This window comes from Polyangium fumosum (assembly GCF_005144585.1).
GTDB lineage: Bacteria > Myxococcota_A > Polyangia > Polyangiales > Polyangiaceae > Polyangium > Polyangium fumosum.
Genome location: NZ_SSMQ01000015.1, coordinates 36,475 through 55,081, shown reverse-complemented (window position 1 = coordinate 55,081; position 18,607 = coordinate 36,475). Strand labels below are relative to the sequence as shown.

The following is an 18,607-nucleotide window of genomic DNA, read 5'->3' as shown; positions in this document are numbered from 1 at the left end:
TCTCGTGAGGGTGTAACGGGGGAGGGGGGCGGGAGCGAGGGGCGGGGCGGAGGGGTTCCCGCGCGAGCGGTACGGAGCGGGGGACGCTGGGGGAAGGGATCCGCGGATGGGTGCGGCTACGATCCGTGGATCATGGCAGCTCGTTAAATACCTGTTAGTGAACCGGCATCGGGCCCGGGGGTAGCGGAGCTGGCGCGTCCGGTCAGTTAGCTGCCTTCCGTTGGACTACGTGCTTGCCTTGCCTGACGCCTTGACAGCACGGATCACCTCGCGTTTCCTAGCTTCCCAAGAGGTGGTTTTTGGTGTTCCGAGTTCGTGAATCCTCCCTCGAGCAGGAGAGGCTAAACGCGATCTGCCCTTATTTCACGATGTTTCCCTTGTCGGTTCCTGTGAAACAGCTCGCGGGGGTTGCCTCCGACGCGTGGGTCTTGGATCCATTTTGTGGTCGGGGAAGCACGAACTACGCAGCTCGCCTCCTCGGACTGCGTTCGGTCGGCGTGGACAGCAATCCCGTTGCAACCGCGATCGCCGAAGGGAAGTTGGTGAATGTATCGGCTGATGAGGTCGAAACGGCATGCGCGGAAATACTCGCATGCGACACAGCCGCCACCATACCCGAGGGAGACTTCTGGTCACTCTGTTATCACCCCAAGACGCTCACCGAGCTTTGTCGTTTGCGCTCTGCGCTCCTTAATGATTGTCGCTCGCCCGGGCGTAAGGCATTGCGAGCTCTGATTCTCGGCATTTTGCATGGGCCGCGGAACAAGGGAGCCCCTGGCTACTTGTCAAATCAAATGCCACGGACCTATGCGGCAAAGCCAGACTATGCCGTCCGGTTTTGGACCAAAAATATCCTAAGCCCCATTTATGTCGATAGCTTGGAGCTTGTTCGTCGGAAGGCACGCCATTACTTCGCATCCACACCCGTAGGCGTCCCGTTTCGTGTGTATTGCGAGGACAGTAGGACGCTAAAGCTGGCCACCCTCGGAAATAGGTTCTCGGTCGTGGTGACGTCTCCGCCCTATTTCGGTATGCGGACCTATGTTCCCGATCAGTGGCTTCGATATTGGTTCATGGGCGGTCCACCGACGACCACCTATCGGCAGCCCAGCCAGCTATCCCATGGGTCGGCGATGGACTTCGCTGAACAACTTGCGGCTGTATGGACCAATGTGGCAGGGGCTTGCACGCCGGGAGCTCGGATGATGATTCGATTTGGAGGCATTCACGACCGCAGGGCACGGCCGAAGGACATTATGCTTGATGCGCTGCACGGAGCCCGCTGTAAGCTACGCATCTTGACCGTACGCTCTGCGGGTCTATCGTCTCGGGGAAAGCGTCAGGCGGATCAGTTTAAGCGCACTCTGCGGACACCGATTGAGGAACTCGATTTCTACGTTCGGTTGGAGGAGCCGTCATGAGTTCTAAAGAAGCAAAAGGTCGGGCGCTTGCTGGTCTATTGCCGAATGAGAAGATTGTGTTTAAGCCAATCGATGATCTGTCGGCGGCCACCGACGAGGACCTCAACAGTCGTTATGTCAAAGGTGAAGTTCGCATAGTTACTGAATCAGCTCGCTACCCGTTGGCAGGCATCCTTTCGATGCTAGAGGAGACCGTTGACCTGAAGGATGGCTCCGAGCGCGAGCTTAGGTACAAGCTCGATCCAGAATATCAACGGCGACACCGTTGGAGTGACGAACGAAAATCGAGGTTGATCGAGTCGTTCTTAATGAATGTACCTGTGCCTCCCGTTTTTCTTTTCGAGCGGGACTTTGCACGGTTTGAGGTGATGGACGGCAGGCAGCGGTTGACTGCGCTTAGTGAATTTTACGCTGATAAACTCGTTCTTTGTGGACTTCAATATTGGCCAGAGTTGAACGATAGGACTTATTCAACGCTACCCAGTAAGGTCCGTGTTGGCATCGATCGGCGGTACATCTCAGCCATTATCCTCCTCAAAGAAACGGCGCCAGATGAAGAGCAGGCCGCACAGCTCAAGAAGATGGTATTTGAGAGGCTCAATTCGGGGGGAGTTGCGCTGAGCTCGCAGGAGGCTCGAAACGCTGTCTACCCCGGTCCCCTGAACCAGCTTTGCCTCGACCTCTCCAGAAATGCCACCTTCCGAGCCATGTGGGGCATCCCGGGCGAGTCCAGTTCGACCGTGACAGAAGACGAGGACGTGGAAGAGCGTGATGATTCTACCAATGTAGGTCGTCGAATGTTTGAACGAATGGACGATGTTGAGCTGGTTTTGCGATTCTTCGCCTACCGCCAGATCGATTCGTTTCCGGGTGGTCTGAATAAAATATCCGCGCTGCTCGATTGGTTCTTGAGTGCAGGTAACAAGTTTTCGGTAAGCCTTCTTGAATCATATCGAACAATGTTCGAACGGACGGTTGAGTTCCTGTTCTCTGTTCTCGGGGCGACCGCTTTCTGTAGGCTCGGCCCGAGTGGGAAGCACCAGGGCCGGCCGACCAAAATTGTCTACGACCCCCTCATGTTTGTTGCGAGTCAGTATGCACAGGGGAACAAGCGCAAGTCGCTCGTTCAGGGGCGGCAAGAACTGCTCACGCAACTTGGAACCATGTACGCTATGCACAAGAAGCTGTTCGCGGGGCGCAGCACTAATAGTGCACAAACCCAGGAACGCAATGTGCGAATGAAGGAAGCGTTCGACGCCGCGCTCGCCAAGCTATCTGCATGAGGTCGAACGATGCGCTCGACTCTCGATGAGGTCCTGGCTATCCTTGGCGATTTGGAAGCGTTCGTATACTCGATCGACAAGGTAAATGTGCTGCTCGCTAGTCATGCCGATCCGGATGTTCGGCGCCATTTGAACATTCGAAGACGGCTTGACGGTGCTGCGTTCATCGTGGCGCTCTACTCAGCCTTCGAGAAGTTTGTGGAAGAACTCGGTTGGGCTTTTGCCGAACTTGAGGCATCTGTTACCAGCTATACGGATCTTCATGAAGGGCTGCGTTACAAGCATCTCAAGCAATCGGCCGAATTGCTCGCTCGGGGGCGCCTTGGAGAGGGTAGGCGGTATGCAGGACTAACCGAGGCCAGTGTTGTTGCAAATCTCCATCTTTGCCTTTCTGGCCAGTCGCCTTATAGGCTAAATCGAGATGCGGTCGTCTATCATGAACATAATTTTCGAGCCAGCGTTGTCCAATCCGCTTTCAGCTCGCTCGGGATCGAGAAGATCAACGAGTCGGTGAGATGCATTGACGCGTTGGTGAACTGGTACTCTGCTATGCAAGGTGTGACGCCTGGAGATCCCGTTCCGCTGACAACTATCGATGTGCGTCTCGAAGATCTCGTGGAGTATCGAAATCAGGTTGCGCATGCAGGGAGCGGCTCAGGTAGCCTGCTCGGACCAGACGACATGCGAGAGCTTCTGGCGTTCATGAAGTCATATTGTATTTCACTGCATACAGTGGTTGTGGGCGAGTATCTCAATAGGCGCTACGTCAAGAAATCCGGCGCTTCCGTGAACCTTGGTGACATTCTCGAAGGTCCGTTCCGAAAGAGCGGGGATGCGGTAGTCGTAGCCAAGCCAGGATGCAGAGTGTCCGTGGAACAACCAATCTTCGGGGTGCGCGATGGCCGTGTAGATCGTTGGGGCCAGGTGAAGGGCATCCAGGTGGATGGTCAAGACTTGCATAGCGTGGAGGTTGATTCAACGGCCAAAAGTGTCGGCCTCCGTGTTGATTTTAGAGTTACGAAAGGAACGCAGCTATATCTCCTTCATGGTAGGGATGCCGTCGTGTGGCCGTGAGCATGTAGGCCATCGCCCCTTGGCTTCGTGACGGTAAGCGTGGTATGGCTGCGGGGAATCAGCCTAGGAGGCTCGCCATGGATCCCCAAGCTACCAAGATGAACGAGCTCTTCGAGGCGAAGAGGCCCGCGCTCCTCTCGCTCCCGGACGACATCCTCCTTCGCCCGCGCATCTCTCGCGAGCGTGCGGCTCGGCTCACGGGCATCTTGCGGCGCGAGTTCGAGCCGCTCCTTCCGCTCCTCCAGAGCGAGCTATCCGCTTCGCGCGCAACCGATCGTGCCGCCGACTTTGCGGCGCTCGAACCAAACCAGCTCGTCTTTTACGCCGCCGACCTGGCCGTCGAGACCCCATGGACCAGCGACCAGAAGGCGCGGCGCGGTGAGCTCGTCGCCAAGGTGCGGAGCCACGACGAGACGCTCTTCGGCTGGGCGAAGCCGGCATTCCGGACGAACAAGGAGGCGAGCACGGTCCTCTCCGATATCCAGCGGGGACGCGGTATCCGCGACGACGCGGATGACACCCTGCGCCTCGTCTCGCTCTTCCGAAGCCATTGGGCTGGCGTCAACGGAAAGACCCCGATCACGGAGGCTGACCTCCAGACCGCCGAGGCCGAGGCGACCGAGCTGCTCCAGATCCTCGACGGCGGCGACGACCCGCCGAAAGGCTCCCCGCGTGACCTCCGCCGGCGCGCCTACACCGCCTGGCACCGCACGTATGCCGAGGTGTTCCACCTCGGCCGCTACCTGTCACGACACGATTCCGCGGCAGCCCGGCGATTCCCAGCGATCGCTCCGGAGCGCAGCGAAAGCGACGCAGACGATGAGCTCGACGCGGCGGAGCCGGCGCCCGCGCCGCCAGGTGGCTGAGACGGGTGAGATGAGGCAGGATTGAGTCCTCCTGTCAAGGGGGATGGTTCTCGCGGGGAGGCTTCGATGGCGCATCCACCGACCATTCATTTCCGCACGTGCAACGTCTGCGAGGCCATGTGCGGCATGCGCGTCGCCGTGGAGGACAACCGCGTCGTCGAGATCCGCGGCGACCGGGACGACGTCTTCTCCCGCGGCCACATCTGCCCCAAGGGCCCGGCCATGCGGGAGCTCCAGGAGGACCCCGACCGCCTCCGCTTCCCCCTGCGCCGCACGGCCCAAGGCTTCGTCCGCGTGGGCTGGGACGAGGCCCTCGCCGAGGCAGGCGAGCGCCTCGCCGCCCTCCAGCGCGCGCACGGCCCCGATTCCGTCGCCATGTACCTCGGCAATCCCACGGCCCACGGGCACGGCGCGATCCTCGGCGCGAATTTGCTCGGAATGGCGCTCGGCACGAAGAACCGCTTCGATTCGAACTCCCAGGACGCCAATCCCCGCATTTACGCCGCCCTCCAGATGTTCGGCGAGGCCACGAGCCTGACCCTCCCCGACATCGACCGGACGGACTATTTCCTCGTCTTCGGCGCGAACCCCGCGGCCTCCGGCGGCAGCATCATGACCCTCGGCGACGTCCGGAACAGGCTCGCCGGCGTCCGCGAGCGGGGCGGCAAGTTCATTCTCTTCGACCCGCGCAAGACCGAGACCGCCGCGTATGCCGACGAGCACCATTTCATTCGCCCCGGCTCCGACGCGGCCCTCCTCCTCGGCATGCTCCATGTCATCTTCGCGGAGAACCTCTACGACAACGGCGCCCTCACCGACCTCGCCGACGGCGTCGCCGAGCTCCGTGCGATCGCCGCGCGCTTCGCGCCCGAGCGGATCGAAGGCCCCACGGGCATCCCGGCCGCCGACGTGCGCCGCATCGCCCGCGAATTCGCCCGGACCCCGCGCGCCGTCGCGTATGGCCGCATGGGCCTCTCCACGAGCGCCTTTGGCCCGCTGTCGAGTTTCCTCGTCGACGCCCTGAACATCGTCACCGGCCATTTCGATCGCCCCGGCGGCGCCATGTTCGCGACGCCCGCGGCCGACGTCGTGCGGATCGCGCGGATCCTCGGTATGGGCGGCCACGGCCGCTTCCGCTCGCGCGTCCGCGGCTTGCCCGAGGTCGGCGGGAACCTGCCCGCCACCACGATGGCCGAAGAAATGGAGACCCCCGGCCCCGGCCAGATCCGCGGATTCGTGGTTGTCGCGGGCAACCCGGTCCTTTCGGTCCCGAATGGCGAGCGGATCGGGAGAGCCCTGTCGAACCTCGATTTCATGGTCGCCGTCGACATCTACCTGAACGAGACGACCCGCCACGCGCACCTGATCCTGCCGCCGCGGTACGCGCTCGAGCGCAGCCATTACGATTTGCTCTTCCACACGCTCGCGGTCCGCAACACGGCAAAATGGTCGGCGCCCGTGATCGAGCCCCCGCCGGACACGAAAGACGACGTGGAGATCCTCGTGGATCTCGCGGCGAGCCTGCTCGGAAAACGCCTGTCACCGTCGCCCCTCGGCGCCGCCGCCGAGCGCCTCGTTGGTCTCCTCAACAAACTCGGCGCCGACGGCCTGCTCGACGTCCTGCTCCGGACGGGCCCCTACGGCGATCGTTTCCTCCCGTCCTCGAAGGGGCTCAACCTCGAAAAACTAAAAAAGGCCGAACACGGAATCGATCTCGGCCCGCTCCGGCCCATGTTCCGAGAGCGCGTGCGCACGAAGACCGGAAAGGTACGCCTCGCCCCGCCCGAGATCCTCGCCGACGTCCCGCGCCTGGAGCGATTCCTGGACGAGGCCGCCGCCGCAGGCCTCGTGCTCATCGGGCGGCGGCACATGCGGAACAACAACTCCTGGATGCACAACGTGCCCTCGCTCGTGAAGGGCCCCGACCGCTCGATGCTGCTCGTGCACCCCAAGGACGCCGCGCGGCTCGGCCTCACCTCGGGCACACGCGTGCGCGTCCGCAGCCGCGTGGGCGAGGTCGTCGTGGCCATGGCCGTGACCGAGGACGTCATGCCGGGCGTCGTGAGCCTACCCCACGGGCACGGGCACGCCGCAGCAGCCGACACGATGCGCGTCGCCGCGGGCGTGCCAGGCGCAAACGCGAATGCAATCACCGACGACCTGCACGTCGAGCCGCTGACGGGGACGGCCATTCTGAATGGGGTGCCGGTGACGGTGGAGGCGGCGGACGCGGGGACTCCTGTGTGAAGCGCCGTCGCCGGGGCGCTGCCCCGGTCCCCGCGGGGGGCTGTCCGCCCCCTCGACCCCGGACCAGCGAGGCGCTGGACCCAGGGTTGAAAAACTGCGCGGTGCGCAGTTTTTCAAACAGGCCGACGAAGAAGCCGGGGTGCCCGCCGAACCCGCAGCGCGGCTGTCTTGGTGGGCAGGGTCGTTGCCGGTCTTGACCGGGCCTGCTCGATGAACTGCGCATCGCGCAGTTCATCGAGCTTGGGTCCAGCCCCTGGCTGGTCCGGGTCCAGGGGCGGAGAGCCCCTGGTGGGGCCTGGGGCAACGCCCCAGCGCTACGCCGCCCCGCGCGACGGCTTCCGTGCCCAGACGCTGAAGCTCATGTCACTGATGAATACGCCGTTCGTGTGGCGGAGCTCCTCGGCGAGACGCGTGTCCAGCGTTTCGATGTCGATGTCTGCTTCTGATGCGACGCCGCGCTCGACGATTCGGGGGAGCATGGCTCGTACGATCCAGGCGGTGATGTGACGGTGGTGCCTGGTTTGGAGGATGGCTTCGGCGCGTTGTCCCTCGACTTTGAGCCCGGCGGCTTCGAGTACGAGGGGGAGCTCGAATCCCATGGTGGTTGTTGCTCCCTCTCGCTCGACGGTTTGCCAGATCCAGCGCGTGATCTGCTCGTGAAGGGGGTGTGGTTTCGTGGATGCGGGAAGCAGGGTCGCGTCGACTTCTTGGAATGCGACGAGGCCTCCGGGCCGGAGTGCTTCGACGAGGGGGCGAAGGGCGGCGATGCGATCGGGCTGGTACATCAGGACGCGCCGCCCGATGATTGCGTCGTAGGGCGCGTCGACGAGGGGAGGGGCGTGGAGGTCTCCTCGGACGAATTTTACGTTTTCGAGCTTGAGGTCGTGTGCGCGCTCGGTGGCGGTCGACGTGGCTCGTTCGTCGTGGTCGAGGCCGATGATGAGGCCGCTTTGGCCGACCAGGTGTGCGGCCATGAGGGAGACGTCGCCTCGTCCGCAGCCGACGTCGAGGACACGCATGCCCGTGGAGATGCCTGCGTCGCGGAGGAGCCGCTCCATCGTGTGCGCTCCGCGATCTTCGACGGCTTTGTTGGGTTCGTTTGCCATGGGCTGACCGTAGCTCCGGTCGAGGGCCGCTGGCAGGGCGTGGTTTTCGATCCGATCGGCGGGATTTTCGGTTCAGGGAACGGGGGGCGGGATCAGGGCGCGCTGCTCCCTTTGCATTGCTCGCCTTCGAAGAAGGGCGCGATCGGGCCGCAGGCCCCCGCCTCGCATTTCAACGACTGGCATTCGAGGGGACTCTGGCAGGTGGAGCCCTCGACCTTCGCCTCGGTGCAGACCTTCGTCATCGCGTCGCAATAGGCATTGAGGCCACAGGAGAGCTGGATCGGGCTCGGCGTGCATGCCGCGCCGAGCTTCTTCGCCGGCTGGCACAGGCCCTCCATCGCCAGGAGGTCGAAATCGCAGTAGAGCCCCTGATCACAGAGCTCCTTCGTGTCGGCGCTGACCTTGCAGGCGGCGTCGAGCGGCAGGAAGCGCGTCGCGGTGCATTTCTTCGTGTCGTCGTCGCAGGCGACGATCTCCCGCTTTTCGACCGAGGACGCGCATTGCGCGTCGCGCTCGCAGGTCGAGTTCTCCGTCAGCTTGCCCGCGAAGACCTTCGAGCACGGCTCGAGGTCCTCGGGCGCGTTGTAGTAGTCGGGGATCGTCAGGTAACACTTCTCGGCGTAGGGCTTCAGGGCCGCGACGCAGGCGTCGACGCTGTTCGCGTCGAAGGTCATGAGGCCCGCCTCGACGTCGGCGATGTTCTGCGCGCAAACCTCGGTCTCGTACGTGATACACGCGGCCTCGTCGTAGCCCTCGCCTTTTTCGCAGCACGACTTGCGCACCTCGCAGAGCTGAGGGGCGACTTTGGCGCAGACGTTGTCGAGCGTGTACTTCGGCGGGGGCGGCGTCTCGCCGGGTTCGTCACTGCATGCGGCGAGGCCGAGGACGAACGTCGCGGCGAGGGTGGGGAGCGTCAAGAGAAGTCGGGGGAGGGGCCTTTGGAAGAGCATGGAAGCGAGGATCGCATGGGGCCTCGGCGTGGCACAAGCCCCGCGGCGGGGCGCGGGCCGCGCGAAGGCGCTTGGCTCCGGGGCCCCTTGCATGGAAGAATGCACGCGATGATCGCGACCGTTTGCCTGAATCGCTCGTCCGAGGCCCGATGAGCACGCCGAGCCCCGGTGATGTCCTCTCGGGAAAGTTCCGGATCGAGCGGGTGCTCGGGGAGGGCGGTATGGGCGTCGTGCTCGCCGCGTACCACCTGCACCTCGGCCGCACCGTGGCCATCAAGGTCCTGCAACCCGAGGCCCTGAAGCACAAGGAGCTCGTCGCCCGCTTCGCCAACGAGGCCCGGAGCGCGAGCCGCATCCAGAGCGAGCACGTGGCGCGCGTGCTCGACGTCGGCACGCTCGACTCGGGCGAGCCGTACATGGTGATGGAGTATCTCGAAGGGTCGGACCTCTCGAAGCTCGTCAAGCGCCAGGGGTCGCTCGAGATCGAGGACGCCGTCGAGTATCTCCTGCAAGCGTGCGAGGCGCTCGCCGAGGCCCACGTCGCGGGGATCGTGCATCGCGACCTGAAGCCCGCGAACCTGTATCTGACGCGGCGCGCGGACGGCTCGGCCTGCGTGAAGGTGCTCGATTTCGGCATCTCCAAGGCGGCGCTCGTTGGTTCGTCGCCCGAGGCGCAGCAGATGACGCAGACGCAGAGCGTGCTCGGCACGCCCGGGTACATGGCGCCGGAGCAGCTCCGTTCGTCGAAGCACGTGGATGCGCGGACCGACATCTGGGCGCTCGGGGTCATCCTGCAGGAGCTCGTGACCGGCCGCCTCGCATTCCAGGGCTCGACGGTGCCGGAGATTTACGCCGCCATTCTGTCGAGCCCGCCGGAGCCCTTGCGAAAGCTACGTCCGGACGCGCCGCCCGCGCTCGAAGCGGTGATCCAGCGTTGCCTCGAAAAGGACGCCGCGCGGAGGTTCGCGAGCGTCGGCGAGCTCGCGGCGGCGCTCGTCCCATTCGCCCCGGCGCGGGCGCGCCTGTCGGCCGAGCGGATTGGTCGGATCACGGGCGTCGCGCTGCCGCCGGCCGGGCCGGCGCCGCAGACGGGCAGCCCGACCGCGCCGCCGGGCTCGGCAGCGGCCCTGCAAGGCGGCGTGGCCCCGACGATCGCGGGGACGGGGTATACGACGGGCCCAACGCTGGGGCCCGCGCATTCGGGCTACGGCGTGCAAGGCCCGACGCCGCCGGGGTATGGCGCGCAGGGGGCGACGCCGTCGGGGTATGGCCCGCAGCCGCAGCAAGGGTATGGCGCGCAGGGGGCGACGCCGCCGGGCTACCACGCGCAGGCGCAAGGGTATGGCCCGCAGGGGGCGACGCCGCCGGGCTATGGCCCGCAGGCGCAGCCGCCTTACGGGACGGCGTATGGGGCGCAGCCGATGCAGCCCATGGCGCCGGTGGATCCGAACAAGGGCAAGATGCACCCGTCGACGATCGCGCTCGTCGTCGTCCTGGGGCTGATCGTGGTGACGTTCGGCGGGTGCCTGACGTGTGTTTGCGCGGCCGGCGCGAGCGCGGACGCGCAGGAGCCCTCGAATCAGAAGGTGGGGCAGGCGCGGTAGCAGGTCGGTGCAGCGGGCGTCTCATCTCGGAGGCGCCGAGCTGGGGCGTCGCCCCAGGCCCCAGCAGGGGCTATCCGCCCCTGCACCCGGACCAGCCAGGGGCTGGACCCAAGCTCGATGAGCTGCGCGATGCGCAGCTCATCGAACAGGCCCGGTCAAGACCAGCAGCGACGTTGCCGACCGAGACCGCCGCGCTGCGGGTTCGGCTGGCGACCTGGGTTCCTCGTCGGCCTGTTTGAAAAACTGCGCGGAGCGCAGTTTTTCAACCTTGGGTCCAGCCCCTGGCTGGTCCGGGGTCGAGGGGGCGGACAGCCCCCCGCGGGGACCGGGGCGGCGCCCCGGGGCGGAGGGGATCAGGCCGCCATGGCGGCTTCGGAGAGCTTGATGATGGAGAAGGTCGCGCCGTAAGGGTCGGTGACCACGGCGATGAGGCCGTACGGGGAATCGAAGGGCCCGTGCATCACCTGCCCGCCGAGCGACTTGATCTTCTCACACGCGGCCTCGGCGTCGTCGACGGCGAAATACGGCATCCAGTGCGGCGGGATCGCGTCCGGCCATTGCGCGTTCATCTGCATGATGCCGGAGACGGCCTTCTCGCCCTTGTGGAGCGTGTAGTACGTCATGTCGGGCATCTCCATCCCCATCTTCCGGGCCTCGACGTCGAGGACCTTGCTGTAGAAGGCCGCGGCCTTCTCACTCTCGCGCGTGTTCACCTCGCACCAGGTCATCGCGCCGTGCTCGTCGATGATCTGCGCGCCGTTGTGCTTGCGGCCCTGCCAGTAGCCGAAGACGGCGCCCGTCGGGTCGACGCAGACGAGCATGCGACCCTGATCCATCACGTCCATCGGCTCCATCATCAACTGCCCGCCGAACTCGCGGACCTTGGCCGCCGTGGCGTCGACGTCCTTGCTGTCGAAATAGACGCTCCAGGACGTCGGGTAGGGCGCGTCGTCGGGGCGCTTGCCCATGCCCGCGGCATTCCGGCCATTCTTTTGGCACATCGTATAGTACATCGTCTCGGCCGTACCCTGGAGAAAGGTCCAGCCAAAGAGCTCCCCATAAAACTTCTGCGCCCCGGCGAGGTCCGGCGTCATCAGGTCGAACCACGTGGGTGTCCCGGCGTCGTGTCGGTCGACGTTGCTCATCGGTCTCTTTCCTCCCTATCGCGTGTTCTTGTTCGAGGAAGGGAGAACCCCCCTCGCGCGCTGGGATTGCAGTACACGAGGCGCTCGTGAGGCGTCAACGAGAAAAGCGGCGCGAGTTTGCCCGCGGGTTTGTCGGAGTCATTTCGTTGGCACTGTGCCAGTTGGCCAGCCCGCCTTGCTGGGGCTTTGCCCCAGGCCCCAGCAGGGGCTCTCCGCCCCTGCACCCGGACCAGCGAGGCGCTGGACCCCAAATCGATGAACTGCGCGATGCGGAGTTCATCGAACAGGCCCGGTCAAGACCGGCAACGACCCTGCCCACCGAGACAGCCGCGCTGCGGGTTCAACTGGCGACCTGGCTCCTTCGTCGGCCTGTTTGAAAAACTGCGCACCGCGCAGTTTTTCAACCCTGGGTCCAGCGCCTCGCTGGTCCGGGGTCGAGGGGGCGGACAGCCCCCCGCGGGGACCGGGGCGGCGCCCCGGCGCGACGCTGCTAGGCTGCCGGGCATGAGCTCCTCGCGCCTTGTCACGATCGACTGCGATTACCTCGGGCCCGGCTTTGCTGCCGCGTATCTCCGTGTGGAGGGCGACGAGGCGGCCTTCGTGGAGACGAACACCACGCATGCGGTTCCTCGGCTGCTCGCGGCGCTCGATCGGGAGGGGATTGCGCGGGAGGCTGTGCGCTGGGTCATCGTCACGCACGTCCACCTCGATCATGCGGGCGGCGCTTCGGCGCTGCTTGCGGCGCTGCCGAATGCGACCGTGCTCGCGCATCCGCGCGCGGCGCGCCACCTCGTTGATCCGTCGAAGCTCGTCAAGAGCGCCGAGGCTGTCTACGGGGCGGCGCGGTTCGCCGAGCTTTATGGGACGATCCTGCCGATCGACGCGGCGCGCGTGCGGTCGCTCGAGGATCGGGAGAGCGTCTTGCTCGGCGGCGCGACGCTCTCGTTCGTGCATACACGCGGGCACGCGAACCACCATTTCATCGTGCTCGATCCTGCCCGGGAGGCCGTGTTCACCGGCGATACGTTTGGCCTCGTGTATCCGCACCTCCAGCGCGGCCGGCGCTTCGCGTTCCCCTCCACGAGCCCGACCGACTTCGACGCGGAGGCGGCGCACGCGAGCATCGAGGTGGTGCGAACGTCGGGGGCGCGGCGCGCGGCGCTGACGCATTTCGGCGAGATCGAGGATCTCGACGTCGTGGCCGCGCAGCTTCATCGATGGATCGATCTTTCGGCGTCGCTCGTCGAGGCCGCCGTGCCGCTCGCGCCGGCCGAGGCCGAGGCCATGATCCGGAAGGCGCTCGACAAGGAGATGGAGCGCGCGGCCGAGGAAGTGGGGCTTGCGCTCGACGCCCGCGATCACGAGCTCTTGGAGCTGGATCTCGCGCTCAATGCGCAGGGGCTCGCGTACGTGGCGTCGAAGCGACGCGGGTGAACGTCAGCGCCGGGGGATCGTCCCTTCCGTTACCATGCGCCGCACCGTCGCGAGCGTCGTGGCCAGCGCATTCCGATAGGCGGGCTCGCGAGCTCGTGCCTTCGCCTCGTCCTCGTCCGGCACGCCGAACACGAAGCGGAGCACGAGGGAGCCGTCGGGCCGCTCGTCGATCACGTTGTCGACCCACCCCGGCGCGCCCGCGACCCGCTCGAAATGCACGCGCCTCTCGGGCTCGAACGTGACGCGCTCCCGGATGGGCTGGCCTTCGAGATCGATCTCGCGCGAGAGCCAGCCGTCGCCTCTCTCCAGGACCTCACATCGCTGGATCCCCGGGATGAACGGCAGCGGGTTCTCCGCCTTGATTTCGAGCCCGCGCCAGACCTCGGCCCGCGAAAGCTGCAGCGCACCCGGCTCGTTCACCGCGACCTCGTAGCTGAGCTCTTTCATGATCCGAACTCCTCCCTTCCTTGCGAGGCGCGGGGCCACGTCGCCCGCGCGTCGAGCCATGCTTTGCAGCGGGCCTCGGGATCCGGGTGCGAGAGGACGTCGGAGATCACCGCGATCGAATCCGCGCCCGCCCGCGCCACGCCCTCCGCGCGCTCCAGCGTGATGCCGCCGATCGCGACGAGCGGCCGCCGCGCGATGCGCTTCCACTCGCCGATCCGATCGAGCCCCTGCGGCGCCCACGGCATCACTTTGAGCGTCGTCGGATACACCGGGCCGAGGGCCACGTAATCGGGATCCACCACGAGCGCCGTGTCGATCTCCTCGTGGCTGTGCGTCGAGATGCCGAGCTTGAGGCCGGCCCGCCGGATCGCCGCGACGTCGGCCTCCGCGAGATCCTCCTGCCCGAGGTGCACCCATTCCGCGCCGAGGTCGATCGCGTCCTGCCAAAAATCGTTCACCACGAGCGTCGCCCCGTGCGCCTGGCATTTCGCGAGGGACGCCGCGATCTCCGCCCGCCGCGCCGCTGCGTCGAGCCCTTTTACGCGCAATTGCACGAAACGCAGCCCCAGCGGGAGCAGGCGATCGAGCCACCGGGCGCTGTCGACGATGAGATAAAAACGATCCAGCACGAGCATCGTTCGCTCCTCGAATCAGCCGGCGAAAGGCGAGAACGGCGCGCCGAATGTCGGCGTCGACGCCGTCGCGAGATCGGTCGGCTCCATGAGGCCCGCTTCGTGCGCCCGCCGCCCGGCGCGAATGGCCTCGGCGAACGCCTCCGCCATGGCCGGCGGATTTCCCGCGGTCGCCACGGCCGTGTTGAGCAAAAGGGCGTCGTAGCCCATTTCCATCGCCGCCGCCGCGTGGCTTGGCGCGCCGATCCCGGCGTCCACGACCAGCGTGATCCCGGGGAAATGTCTTCGCAGGAGGCGGAGCGCGTACGGATTGTTGAGCCCCCGGCCCGTCCCGATCGGCGCGCCCCACGGCATGAGCACGCGGCAGCCGGCCTCGACGAGCTTCTCGGCGAGCACGAGATCCTCCGTCATGTAAGGAAATACCTCGAACCCCTCCGCGACGAGCGCGCGCGTGGCGTCCACGAGCGCGAATGGATCGGGCTGGAGCGTGACGTCGTCGCCGATGACTTCGAGCTTGATCCACGGCGTCCCGAAGACCTCGCGCGCCATGCGCGCCGTCGTCACGGCCTCGCGCGCGGAATGGCAGCCGGCCGTGTTCGGCAGGATGGTCACGCCGAGGGCTTTGACGAGCTCCCAGAACGCCTGGCCTGCCTTCGCGCCGGCCGCGGATTCGCGCCGCAAGGAGACGGTCACGATCTGCGCGCCCGAGCGCGCCACCGCCTGGCCGAGCGCCTCGGGCGAGGGATACCGCGCCGTCCCGAGGAGGAGCCTGCTTTCGAACGTGCGCCCATAAAAATCGACCATGCTCATCCTCCCTGCATGGGCCGGAGCACCTCGACGGCGTCGCCCTCGGCGAGGCGCGTCTCGGCCCGGAGGGCCCGCGGCACGAACTCGCCATTGAGCGCGGTCGCGACCCCGGAGACGTCGAATCCTCGGTCCTCGATCAGCGCGGCGAGATCCTTCGCCGTCGTATCGATCTCTTCACCATTCAGACGGATCCGCATGCATGACCTCGTTCGGGGGGACTTTTCCGAGGAGAACGTCGACGATCCGCGCCGCGAGCGCCGGCGCGACGAGCCAGCCGTGCCGATACAATCCATTGACGGTGATCGTGCGCCCGAAGACCTCGATCCGCGGGTTGTTGTCGGGGAAGGCGGGCCGGAGCCCCGCGTTGAGCTCCAGGATCTCCGCCTCGGCGAACGCGGGGTGGAGCGCATAGGCCTGCGTGAGCAGCTCGCCGGCGGAGCGCAACGTCACGCGTGTCTCCTCGCTCGGGTCGGGCGACGCCGATTCGATCGTCGTCGCGCCGATCATGAACACGCCTCCCTCGCGCGGCACCACGTACAGCGGGTGGCGATGGTGGAGCAGGCGCACGGGGCGCGAGAGCACGACGTCCCGGCTCCGGACGAGGGCCATTTCGCCTTGGACGCCGCGCAAGGTCGGCAGTCGATCCCGCGCGCCGAGCCCACGCGCGTCGACGATACGATCGGCCCGGAGCGCCTCGGGATCCCCGGAAAAACCGAATTCGAGGGGCACGCCGGCCTCGCAGAGCCACGCTTGCAGCGCGCGCAGCGTGCGCCGCGGGTCGAGGTGGCCTTCGTTCGGGAAGAAGAGGCCACGCCGGTAGCGGCCGGCGAGGGCGGGCTCGAGCGCGCCGAGGGCTTCTTCGTCGAGGGCTTGGTGATGGGGGGTCAGGCGCTCGAATCGCGTGAGCACGCCCGGCTCGCGCGGCGGGGCGACGACGAGGGTGCCGTTCGTCTCGACGCCCGGGACGAGCGAGGGCCAGAGCGCGAGTGATCGCCGGCCGAGGGCGACCACGAGCGGCTCGGCAATTTCGGCCTCGCAGTCGGGCGCGAGCATGCCGCCGGAGCGCCACGCGGCGCTCGCCGTGCTATCGGCGGCGCGCTCGTGGACCGCGACCCGGAGCCCTGCACGCACGAGCGTGACGGCGGCGACGAGCCCCATCACGCCGGCGCCCAGCACGGCGACGTCGAGCCGTCCGGAATCGACCATCGGGCTTCTCCTAGCCGCGACGGTCGCTCCATGTCAACCATCGAAACACCCGCGAAAAAGTACCTGCGCCGGAAATGCGCCGGTGGGCACGGGCGTACGAGCGTCATGACCGTACGTTCGTGTCCTCTCGCCCGGTCCGCGCGGCCGTTCGTCGCGCCGTTTCTCCTCCTCCTCGTCGCTGGCTGCACGCACGGCGCGGCGACGGTCCCGGATCCCGGTGTCCCCCGGACGCCCCCGGGGGCCGCGTCCCGTTTCGCCGGGCTCGTCGGCTGCTTCACCATGGTCGAGCTTGGCACCGGGGAGACGGTCGAGTACGGCGGCGAGGAGTGCGACGTACGCACCTCGCCGGCCTCGACGTTCAAGATCCCGAACGCGCTCATCGCGGTCGACACGGGCGTGGTGCAGGACGAGAACACCGTGTTTCGCTGGGACGGCAAGGAGCGATGGCGCGCCACGTGGAACCGGGATCATTCCCTCGCAACTGCGATGTGGCATTCGACGGTCTGGTACTTCCAGCGCATCGCCGAGCAGGTCGGCGAGCCGCGGTATCGCGCGTATCTCTCGGCCTTCCAGTACGGCAATGCCGATCCCTCGGGCGACGTGACGATGTTCTGGCTGAACGACGTGCTCAAGATCTCGCCGCGCGAGGAGCGGCGTTTCCTCACGGCCCTCTACGAGAACAAGCTGCCGGTCTCGCCGCGCGCCATGACCGTCGTGAAAAAGACCCTCGAATTGCGCGGGGACGCCATCGAGAACGTGCGCGATCGGCTTCCGTTCGTCGATCAGATTCCGGCGGGCGTGGTGTTCAGCGGAAAGACGGGGAGTTATCTCCCGGACGATGGCCCGCCGGGGCCGCTCGGCGCGATCGGCTGGTTCGTCGGCGCGGTGGAGAAACAAGGCCGCACGTGGGTGTTCGTGTGCCGCATTCGATCGAGCGAGGAGAAGAAGATCGGCCCGGAGGCCGCGAAGATCAGCTACGAGATCCTGAAGGGCGAAGGGATGCTCTGACGAACCGGCTCAACCCGGCGGATCCCAGGCGAGCTCCAGCGATTCGAGGCGGCGGGCCGTGGCGCTCGGGAAATAGGAAAACGTCTGATCCGGGACGAGGCGCAGGCCCGGCAGGCGCTGGGTCAGGACCTCCAGCGCGATGCGGCCTTCGAGGCGCGCGAGCGGCGCGCCGATGCAATAATGAAGGCCGTGCCCGAACGCGAGGTGCGGCGCGGTCCGGCGGATGTCGAACCGGAGCGGATCCTCGAAGCGGCGCTCGTCGTGGTTCGCCGAGATGTAGGCGATCTGCAGGCGCTCGCCTTTTTTGATGCGCACGCCGCCGACCTCGACGTCTTCGAGCGCCGTGCGGTACATCGCGTGAATAGGCGAGGCGACCCGCAAGACCTCCTCGACGATCGAGGGGAGGATCCCGGGATCGTTCCGTGCGGCGGCAAAAAGCGCGGGATCCCGGGCGAGCTCGAGCGCCGCGGCCGCGATGAGGCCGGCCGTGGTCTCGTAACCCGCGAAGAGGATCTGGAGGAGCATGTTGACGAGCTCGGCCACGCCGAACGGCGGATCGAGGGCCGCCGCGCCGGTGACGATGTCGGAGAGGGCATCGTCGCGGGGGGTCTTCCGGCGGTCCTCGATCGCGTCGGCGAGGTAATGCTGGAAGGCGACGAAGCCCCGGGCGTGTTCGAGGAGCACGGGGAGCGGATCGTGTCCGGCGAATATGGCGGTGCTGTTCGTGGTCCAGCGGTCGACCTGATCGAGGTGCTCGCGGGGGAGGCCGAGGAGGTCGACGATGAAACGGCCGGGCAATGCGATGGCGAATGCGTGCACGAGCTCCACGTGGCCCTTCGCGACGAACCCGTCCACGAGGCGCGTGGCGATGTCGCGGAGGATCGGCTCGAAGGCGGCGAGGCGGCGGAGCGAGAGGGCCTTCGTGACGAGGGCGCGGCCGCGCGTGTGCACGGGAGGATCGCTGTCCACGAGGCTCGGGAGGAGCGGAAACCCCTTCACGAGCTCGGCGAGGAGTTCGGGCGGGGGAGGCGTGGTCGCGGCTTTGGGCGTGATCGAATCGAGCGACGAAAAGCGAGCGGCGTCTTTGGCGACGGCGCAGACGTCCTCGTACCGTGTCACGACCCAGAGGCCGAGCGAATCACTGAAGAACACGGGCTCGTCGCGGCGAGCGCGCGTATAAAAGGGGCGAGGATCGTCGAGCATGGGCGAGGCGAGGGGGAAATGCTCCTTGCCGCAGGGCGACCCTCCTCGACCCGTCACGCGGGATTCGGACATGAATGCCTCCGTGGCGCGTGGCGTATCGCCGCGCGCGGCTTGCTGTACGCAGAGGCACTGAACCACGAGGGAGCGACGCCGGTCCAGAAAATGCGTATGCTG

The 18,607-nt window shown here is 66.3% G+C and carries 16 protein-coding genes; 7 read left to right on the top strand and 9 right to left on the bottom strand.

Going from position 1 to position 18,607, the window contains the following annotated elements:
• Positions 1-1,417: 1,417 nt before the first annotated feature.
• The 4 genes from E8A74_RS16415 (at position 1,418) to E8A74_RS16400 (ending at position 6,891) form a co-directional block, all read left to right on the top strand.
• Positions 1,418-2,704: a DUF262 domain-containing protein gene (locus E8A74_RS16415; protein ID WP_136929960.1), complete on the top strand. Its 1,287-nt coding sequence runs from the start codon at positions 1,418-1,420 to the stop codon at positions 2,702-2,704.
• 9 nt (positions 2,705-2,713) lie between these two features.
• The gene (locus tag E8A74_RS16410) at positions 2,714-3,778 is read left to right on the top strand and encodes a HEPN domain-containing protein (protein WP_136929959.1); all 1,065 of its coding nucleotides are present in this window, start codon (positions 2,714-2,716) and stop codon (positions 3,776-3,778) included.
• Between the two features lie 77 nt (positions 3,779-3,855).
• Positions 3,856-4,644: a hypothetical protein gene (locus E8A74_RS16405; RefSeq protein ID WP_136929958.1), complete on the top strand. Its 789-nt coding sequence runs from the start codon at positions 3,856-3,858 to the stop codon at positions 4,642-4,644.
• Positions 4,645-4,710: 66 nt separating this feature from the next.
• A complete protein-coding gene (locus E8A74_RS16400; RefSeq protein ID WP_136929957.1) occupies positions 4,711-6,891 on the top strand; it encodes a molybdopterin-dependent oxidoreductase in 2,181 nt (726 codons plus the stop codon).
• 314 nt (positions 6,892-7,205) lie between these two features.
• Here E8A74_RS16400 and E8A74_RS16395 read toward each other — a convergent pair whose 3' ends face one another.
• Positions 7,206-7,997 (bottom strand): class I SAM-dependent methyltransferase, encoded by a 792-nt coding sequence (locus tag E8A74_RS16395; protein ID WP_136929956.1) that lies wholly within the window; start codon positions 7,995-7,997, stop codon positions 7,206-7,208.
• A 92-nt stretch (positions 7,998-8,089) separates the two neighbouring features.
• Complete coding sequence (locus tag E8A74_RS16390; protein WP_136929955.1) at positions 8,090-8,914, bottom strand: hypothetical protein; 825 nt, start codon at positions 8,912-8,914, stop codon at positions 8,090-8,092.
• 182 nt (positions 8,915-9,096) lie between these two features.
• On the opposite strand from E8A74_RS16390, the gene E8A74_RS16385 reads away from it, so the two are divergent.
• Positions 9,097-10,551, top strand: a complete 1,455-nt coding sequence (locus E8A74_RS16385; protein WP_170229167.1) for a serine/threonine-protein kinase — start codon at positions 9,097-9,099, stop codon at positions 10,549-10,551.
• Positions 10,552-10,904: 353 nt separating this feature from the next.
• Here E8A74_RS16385 and E8A74_RS16380 read toward each other — a convergent pair whose 3' ends face one another.
• Positions 10,905-11,696, bottom strand: a complete 792-nt coding sequence (locus tag E8A74_RS16380) for a VOC family protein (RefSeq protein ID WP_232379591.1) — start codon at positions 11,694-11,696, stop codon at positions 10,905-10,907.
• Positions 11,697-12,200: 504 nt separating this feature from the next.
• Between E8A74_RS16380 and E8A74_RS16375 the strand changes: the two genes are divergently transcribed.
• Positions 12,201-13,130, top strand: coding sequence for an MBL fold metallo-hydrolase (locus E8A74_RS16375; protein ID WP_136969586.1), 930 nt, complete (start codon positions 12,201-12,203; stop codon positions 13,128-13,130).
• A 3-nt stretch (positions 13,131-13,133) separates the two neighbouring features.
• Here E8A74_RS16375 and E8A74_RS16370 read toward each other — a convergent pair whose 3' ends face one another.
• Genes E8A74_RS16370 through E8A74_RS16350 form a run of 5 tightly spaced genes read right to left on the bottom strand, consistent with a single transcriptional unit; the run spans position 13,134 to position 16,222 of the window.
• Positions 13,134-13,577 carry an AtaL-like protein gene (locus tag E8A74_RS16370; RefSeq protein ID WP_170229166.1) on the bottom strand — a complete coding sequence of 148 codons (444 nt, stop codon included), beginning with the start codon at positions 13,575-13,577 and terminating at the stop codon, positions 13,134-13,136.
• Positions 13,574-14,212 (bottom strand): thiamine phosphate synthase, encoded by a 639-nt coding sequence (locus E8A74_RS16365; protein ID WP_136929951.1) that lies wholly within the window; start codon positions 14,210-14,212, stop codon positions 13,574-13,576. Before E8A74_RS16365 ends, E8A74_RS16370 begins: the two co-directional genes overlap by 4 nt.
• Before the next feature lie 15 nt (positions 14,213-14,227).
• Entirely contained in the window at positions 14,228-15,013 is a 786-nt protein-coding gene (locus tag E8A74_RS16360) for a thiazole synthase (RefSeq protein WP_136929950.1), read from the bottom strand.
• 2 nt (positions 15,014-15,015) lie between these two features.
• Complete coding sequence (gene thiS, locus E8A74_RS16355; RefSeq protein ID WP_136929949.1) at positions 15,016-15,213, bottom strand: sulfur carrier protein ThiS; 198 nt, start codon at positions 15,211-15,213, stop codon at positions 15,016-15,018.
• A complete protein-coding gene (locus tag E8A74_RS16350) occupies positions 15,191-16,222 on the bottom strand; it encodes an FAD-dependent oxidoreductase (protein ID WP_136929948.1) in 1,032 nt (343 codons plus the stop codon). Before E8A74_RS16350 ends, thiS begins: the two co-directional genes overlap by 23 nt.
• Before the next feature lie 105 nt (positions 16,223-16,327).
• Here E8A74_RS16350 and E8A74_RS16345 point away from each other — a divergent pair, with 105 nt between their 5' ends.
• Entirely contained in the window at positions 16,328-17,230 is a 903-nt protein-coding gene (locus E8A74_RS16345; protein WP_170229165.1) for a class D beta-lactamase, read from the top strand.
• 9 nt (positions 17,231-17,239) lie between these two features.
• Here the strand turns inward: E8A74_RS16345 and E8A74_RS16340 are convergent, their stop codons facing one another.
• Positions 17,240-18,505 carry a cytochrome P450 gene (locus E8A74_RS16340; RefSeq protein WP_136929946.1) on the bottom strand — a complete coding sequence of 422 codons (1,266 nt, stop codon included), beginning with the start codon at positions 18,503-18,505 and terminating at the stop codon, positions 17,240-17,242.
• Positions 18,506-18,607 lie beyond the last annotated feature (102 nt).

What these genes read in the sequence shown, in the direction of transcription:
- E8A74_RS16360 (WP_136929950.1), bottom strand. Translation starts at nt 15,013, where the DNA reads ATGGTCGATTTTTATGGGCGCACGTTCGAAAGCAGGCTCCTCCTCGGG.
- E8A74_RS16365 (WP_136929951.1), bottom strand. Translation starts at nt 14,212, where the DNA reads ATGCTCGTGCTGGATCGTTTTTATCTCATCGTCGACAGCGCCCGGTGG.
- E8A74_RS16400 (WP_136929957.1), top strand. Translation starts at nt 4,711, where the DNA reads ATGGCGCATCCACCGACCATTCATTTCCGCACGTGCAACGTCTGCGAG.
- E8A74_RS16380 (WP_232379591.1), bottom strand. Translation starts at nt 11,696, where the DNA reads ATGAGCAACGTCGACCGACACGACGCCGGGACACCCACGTGGTTCGAC.
- E8A74_RS16350 (WP_136929948.1), bottom strand. Translation starts at nt 16,222, where the DNA reads ATGGTCGATTCCGGACGGCTCGACGTCGCCGTGCTGGGCGCCGGCGTG.
- E8A74_RS16370 (WP_170229166.1), bottom strand. Translation starts at nt 13,577, where the DNA reads ATGAAAGAGCTCAGCTACGAGGTCGCGGTGAACGAGCCGGGTGCGCTG.
- E8A74_RS16375 (WP_136969586.1), top strand. Translation starts at nt 12,201, where the DNA reads ATGAGCTCCTCGCGCCTTGTCACGATCGACTGCGATTACCTCGGGCCC.
- E8A74_RS16395 (WP_136929956.1), bottom strand. Translation starts at nt 7,997, where the DNA reads ATGGCAAACGAACCCAACAAAGCCGTCGAAGATCGCGGAGCGCACACG.
- E8A74_RS16385 (WP_170229167.1), top strand. Translation starts at nt 9,097, where the DNA reads ATGAGCACGCCGAGCCCCGGTGATGTCCTCTCGGGAAAGTTCCGGATC.
- thiS (WP_136929949.1), bottom strand. Translation starts at nt 15,213, where the DNA reads ATGCGGATCCGTCTGAATGGTGAAGAGATCGATACGACGGCGAAGGAT.
- E8A74_RS16415 (WP_136929960.1), top strand. Translation starts at nt 1,418, where the DNA reads ATGAGTTCTAAAGAAGCAAAAGGTCGGGCGCTTGCTGGTCTATTGCCG.
- E8A74_RS16410 (WP_136929959.1), top strand. Translation starts at nt 2,714, where the DNA reads ATGCGCTCGACTCTCGATGAGGTCCTGGCTATCCTTGGCGATTTGGAA.
- E8A74_RS16340 (WP_136929946.1), bottom strand. Translation starts at nt 18,505, where the DNA reads ATGTCCGAATCCCGCGTGACGGGTCGAGGAGGGTCGCCCTGCGGCAAG.
- E8A74_RS16345 (WP_170229165.1), top strand. Translation starts at nt 16,328, where the DNA reads ATGACCGTACGTTCGTGTCCTCTCGCCCGGTCCGCGCGGCCGTTCGTC.
- E8A74_RS16405 (WP_136929958.1), top strand. Translation starts at nt 3,856, where the DNA reads ATGGATCCCCAAGCTACCAAGATGAACGAGCTCTTCGAGGCGAAGAGG.